Here is a 4,942-nt window from a genome sequence, read left to right as displayed (position 1 = left end):
TTGCGGACCAAATGGTACTCGGGAACAAGCTGGTCTAATGCGACCATTTCAAGCTGACCACGTTGCATTAAATGGGTTTTCGAAAGGATCCTTATCAAGTTTATTTTAAAATAGAACGGATTTGATTTTTTTAGATTGCATTTAGAAAGGCAGTTGATGGAAGTGTTGGCGTGAAGACTCCTGCGGGAATAGCAGGACAGGTGAGACCCCGCAGGAGCGTATGCGATGAGGAGGCTCACCGCCTGCCCGCGGAAAGCGAAACGCCTGGAATGGAAATCAACACCCCATTTTAGAAGATAAAAAAGAAAACTTTAGACAAGACTCGATTTTCATCGAGTTTGTCTACAGTCTGCGGGTACCCCATGTTTTGGGGTACCTTATTTTTTTGAAATAAAAATTTTTCTATACAAATCACGAAAGCTACTATATATTATCGGTACATTACTTTACTAGAAACTGTGTATATTTAAGACAAAGGGGTTTTTAAAATGAAGGTTTTATATGTTCTTACTTTAGTTCCTTTTATCGGAATATTAGGGTTTCTTCCTTTTGTTAATCGTATTGAACCCTATGTATTAGGGATGCCTTTTTATATGTTCTGGATGGCAATGTGGGTCGTTCTAACGTCCGCCGTTTTAGCTGTCATGTATAAGCTTGATCCAAGAAATCGAGAAGGTGAAGAAGAATGAATATCGCTCTTATCATTATTCTAGGATTTCTAATTTTATCCATTTTTCTAGGTATTCGTTCTACAAAAGGAAAAGATATGAACTTGGAACAATGGACAGTCGGCGGTCGGGGATTTGGTACCATCTTCGTCTTTTTATTGATGGCTGGTGAGATTTATACCACTTTCTCTTTTCTTGGAGGCAGCGGCTGGGCTTACAGTAAGGGTGCACCTGCTTTATACGTCCTAATCTATATTACCTTATCTTATGTACTATCTTATTGGTTACTCCCAGAGATTTGGAAATACGCAAAAGAAAATCGATTAATGTCACAATCAGATTTCTTTGTAAGCAAATATAAGAGTTCCTCCTTAGGAATATTGGCCGCACTTGTCGGTGTGGTATCCATGATTCCTGTCATTGTCGTGCAGCTAAAAGGGTTAGGAATTATTGTTTCAGAAGCTTCATATGGAGCTATATCAATGACTACTGCTGTTTGGCTTGGAGCCATCAGCCTGACTATTTATGTAATGATTTCTGGAATTCACGGCTCCGCTTGGACAGCTGTCATTAAAGATATCATGATGATTGTCATTATTGCCTTCTTAGGCATTTATCTTCCCATTCATTATTTTGGTGGTCTTCAGCCTATGTTCGAAGCCATTAATTCAGCCAAACCCGGTTTTTTAAAGCTTCCCGACCAGGGCCTTAGTGTTTCGTGGTTCATCTCTACCGTTATTTTGCTCGTCTTTGGTTTTTACATGTGGCCTCAAGTTTTCAGTGCGGTCTATACAGCACGGAGCGGAAAAACATTTCGTAAAAATGCCATTATTAGTCCTTTATATACACTCATGCTGTTATTTGTCTTCTTTGTAGGATTTGCAGCCATATTAAAGGTACCTGGATTACAAGGAGCCGATGCAGACCTTTCCTTATTACGTTTAACCATACAAACCTTTGATCCATGGTTCATAGGAATAATTGGCGCCGCTGGGATGCTGACTGCTTTAGTACCAGGCTCGATGCTTTTAATGAGTGTTTCTACCCTGCTCGCGAAAAATGTGTATAAGGAGCTGCTTCCCGGAGCATCAGACAAGAACGTAATGCGGTTAGCTAAATGCCTCGTGCCTGTCATTGCTTTAATATCTGTATACTTTACCTTAAACGGCGGCGAAACTATGTCTGCTTTAATTCTAATGGGATATAGCTTTATCACGCAACTTTTCCCGTCTCTTCTTTTTAGTCTGAAACAAAACAACATCGTTACTAAATATGGTGCCATTACCGGCATCATCTCTGGATTATCGATTGTAACCTATATTACAATTAGTCAATCCACAATCGGTACGTTGTTTCCATTTTTGCCACAGGCCGCAAAAGATTTAAATGTTGGAATTATTGCCTTGTTAGTTAATTTCATTGTGATGATTACCGTAAGTCTTATTATGAAGAAGAAATAGGTCGAAAAAGAGGCTGTCCTAGTTTGGACAGCCTCTTTTTCGACCTAAATTAACCCTCATGAGAGTCTAGCGGTACTCGTTTTCCCATTTTCAAAATGTAAAAGCTTGCTGTTACCAGAACTAAGAATATAATTCCGACAATAAGCGAAATACGTGTACTAGGATTAAACCACATGCCAACCAAAACCAATAACAAGAAAGCAATCGTGGCATAGTTTGTATATGGTGCAAATGGCATTTTGAAAGGATGATCTTTCATTTCTGCTGCTCGTTCTTTCCTAAATCTCAGCGAGCTGATCAAAATAGCAAACCATGGAATCATTCCAGGTAATACGCTGGCACTGTATACATATACAAAGATTTCTGGGGGTGCAAGATAGTTCAAGACAACACCAACAGCTAACCCTAAAAGGACGGCAATTGTACAATAAGCAGGTACGCCATTTTTAGATACCTTTGCAAATATTTTTGGAGCTTGCCCGTTCCGTGCCAATGTATACAGCATCCGTCCTGAACTGAAAATTCCACTATTACATCCAGACATCGCTGCTGTAATCACTACAAAGTTAATAATACCCGCTGCTGCTGTGATTCCGACTTTAGCAAACGTCGAGACAAATGGGCTGCCTACTTGATCTAGCTGATCCCAAGGAAAGACGGTAACAATGACAAAAATAGCACCAATATAAAAAATTAGTATCCGCCAAATAATGGTTTTTATCGCTTTTGTAATAGTATTCTGAGGATCTTTTGCTTCTCCAGCAGTGATACCAATTAGTTCAACGCCTTGATAAGCTGCTACAACAAGAGAAAGGGCAAAAAAGAAACCTTTCCATCCTCCTGTGAAGAAACCACCATTAGACCAAAGATTTGATAAGCCGATTGCATTCCCGCCATTTCCTAAACCGAAGAAAATGAGTCCGAGACCGGCAATAATCATTAAGATAATCGTGATAATTTTTATAAGGGCAAACCAAAATTCAAATTCGCCAAAAGATTTTACTGATATTAGATTTGCAGCCCCTAGCATAACCATGGCAATGACACCTGGAATCCATGCTGGTAAGTCTGGGAACCAATACTGCATATACAATCCAACCGCAATAATTTCTGACATACCGACAATTACCCATTGGAACCAATTACTCCAGGCAGTCAGATAACCTGCTAACGGATGAATATAGTTACTTGCAAACGTTGCATATGAACCAGTAGTAGGCTCTAAATACAGCATTTCCCCCATCGAACGCATGATGAAAAAGATAAAAATTCCTGCAATTGCATAAGCTAGCATAACAGATGGCCCTGTCCATGCAATCGTACTGGCTGAGCCCATAAATAACCCAACACCAATGGTTCCACCCAAAGCAATCATTTGAATATGACGTGCCTCTAGGCCTCTCTTTAGTTCCTTGTTTGACATGATGAATTCCTCCAGATGAATGGTAACTAGATTTAGCAAAGACACACTATACTAATAGTTTTTTATTTTCGTATAAATTCTCTATACCCTTATATTTAGCAAACTGTCCCTTATTAGTCGTTCTTTTTTAATTTCTTATCTTATAATAATAAATATTCTACAAAAACACAAATGTATTTTTAGGAAAAACAACAATTAGAGAATACAGCTGTCTGTATTCTCTAATTTCTGTAACATTAATTTAATATTGATCAATCGTAGCACCAAGTACAGAGGCACGAATAAAATCATGATCTTGGAAGCGTTTAAGTTCTTCTGGAGTTCCAGTAACCACGGCTCCGTTAAAACGAATCTTCCCATTTGAAGTTTGAGTGTTTTCTTCAATTCCTTTCAGAGCATTTTTAATAGTATTTTTATGACGGCCGGTTACACTCATTTCCTCCAACATTTTGATGAACTCTTGGCTATAAGCCTCGGAATAAGGAGCTTCTTGTCTCACTTTAAATCCTAAAGCACCGCCGCCACCCTTCGTTTTCACACTATCACCATTGTTCTCCTTTTCCATCTTAGCCATTTGAGCTGATGTCGTTGTATCGGCTCATAACCAATTGACATTTTCATGCCCTAACCGTTCATGTAGCTCTGCTGCACTAAGTGGCACCTTAAAGGAAAGGGCAATTTCAATTAATTGATTCTTATCCAAACCAACAGCAATATTAAGTTCATCTGGTAAATAATCATAGGTCAACTTCGGATAATAAAAATCGATTTTCCTTTCATTATTAAAGTTGTTATAACGGACAGTTCGTTGTGCTTTTTCGTTATAATGATTAATTTCTATCTTTCCACTGCTATTTTCAATCATATCTTTCCTTCCGAATACAGGAATTTTTTCTGTAGTTTTATTCCAAATAATTGAACGATCTCCAAGGTTTTTTTTGTATGTTGTCTCTGCTATAACGCTAAAAAGATTATGGCTATAATTAGTACTCTCATACGATATATTTGCTCCGTGAATCTGATAGTAAATAGAATCTTGGTCTGCAATCTTATTACTCAGTATGTATTGACTTCCTAATAATACAACCATCAGCAAGATGGTTGTAGAAACAACCGATATGAAGATATACTTAATAATCTGCTTCTTTTTCGTTTTTTTGATAGACTTTTGTAAAGATGTATTAGTGAAAAAATCAATTTCAGCTGGTTTTGTTACCTTTGGTTCATCACTCATAGTTTGCCTCCTTATACACCTTTGCTAGTTGTTTTCTTGCTCTGAATAAATTCGTCTTAATAGAACTTACCTTTACTTCCAATATTTTATAAATATCTTCATACGATAAACCTGAATGATATTTTAATAGTAAAAGCTCTTGAAAATGTGGTTTTAA

At 37.7% G+C, this 4,942-nt stretch carries 6 protein-coding genes; 2 read left to right on the top strand and 4 right to left on the bottom strand.

What is annotated here, in order from left to right:
• Positions 1–488 precede the first annotated feature (488 nt).
• The gene (locus AC52RT_RS04970; protein WP_495539725.1) at positions 489–689 is read left to right on the top strand and encodes a DUF3311 domain-containing protein; all 201 of its coding nucleotides are present in this window, start codon (positions 489–491) and stop codon (positions 687–689) included.
• On the top strand, positions 686–2,128 hold the full coding sequence (locus AC52RT_RS04965) for a sodium:solute symporter family protein (RefSeq protein WP_495539724.1): 1,443 nt from the start codon (positions 686–688) through the stop codon (positions 2,126–2,128). The genes AC52RT_RS04970 and AC52RT_RS04965 overlap by 4 nt, the downstream gene beginning before the upstream one ends.
• A gap of 49 nt (positions 2,129–2,177) precedes the next feature.
• On the opposite strand, the gene AC52RT_RS04960 is transcribed toward AC52RT_RS04965, so the two are convergent.
• From AC52RT_RS04960 to AC52RT_RS04945, 4 genes are all read right to left on the bottom strand, one after another.
• Entirely contained in the window at positions 2,178–3,551 is a 1,374-nt protein-coding gene (locus tag AC52RT_RS04960) for an amino acid permease (protein WP_495539723.1), read from the bottom strand.
• A 241-nt stretch (positions 3,552–3,792) separates the two neighbouring features.
• Positions 3,793–4,125, bottom strand: a complete 333-nt coding sequence (locus AC52RT_RS04955) for an anti sigma factor C-terminal domain-containing protein (RefSeq protein ID WP_495539722.1) — start codon at positions 4,123–4,125, stop codon at positions 3,793–3,795.
• 24 nt (positions 4,126–4,149) lie between these two features.
• The gene (locus AC52RT_RS04950) at positions 4,150–4,785 is read right to left on the bottom strand and encodes a hypothetical protein (protein WP_495539721.1); all 636 of its coding nucleotides are present in this window, start codon (positions 4,783–4,785) and stop codon (positions 4,150–4,152) included.
• Positions 4,778–4,942: RNA polymerase sigma factor (locus AC52RT_RS04945; RefSeq protein ID WP_495539726.1), on the bottom strand; the 165-nt coding region annotated here is incomplete at its 5' end. The genes AC52RT_RS04950 and AC52RT_RS04945, both read right to left, overlap by 8 nt.

It is taken from the genome of Peribacillus sp., assembly GCF_059453735.1.
The sequence above is the reverse complement of the archived record's forward strand: the minus strand, read 5'-3'. Positions and strand labels throughout refer to the sequence as shown.

What these genes read in the sequence shown, in the direction of transcription:
- AC52RT_RS04970 (WP_495539725.1), top strand. Translation starts at nt 489, where the DNA reads ATGAAGGTTTTATATGTTCTTACTTTAGTTCCTTTTATCGGAATATTA.
- AC52RT_RS04965 (WP_495539724.1), top strand. Translation starts at nt 686, where the DNA reads ATGAATATCGCTCTTATCATTATTCTAGGATTTCTAATTTTATCCATT.
- AC52RT_RS04960 (WP_495539723.1), bottom strand. Translation starts at nt 3,551, where the DNA reads ATGTCAAACAAGGAACTAAAGAGAGGCCTAGAGGCACGTCATATTCAA.
- AC52RT_RS04955 (WP_495539722.1), bottom strand. Translation starts at nt 4,125, where the DNA reads ATGGCTAAGATGGAAAAGGAGAACAATGGTGATAGTGTGAAAACGAAG.
- AC52RT_RS04950 (WP_495539721.1), bottom strand. Translation starts at nt 4,785, where the DNA reads ATGAGTGATGAACCAAAGGTAACAAAACCAGCTGAAATTGATTTTTTC.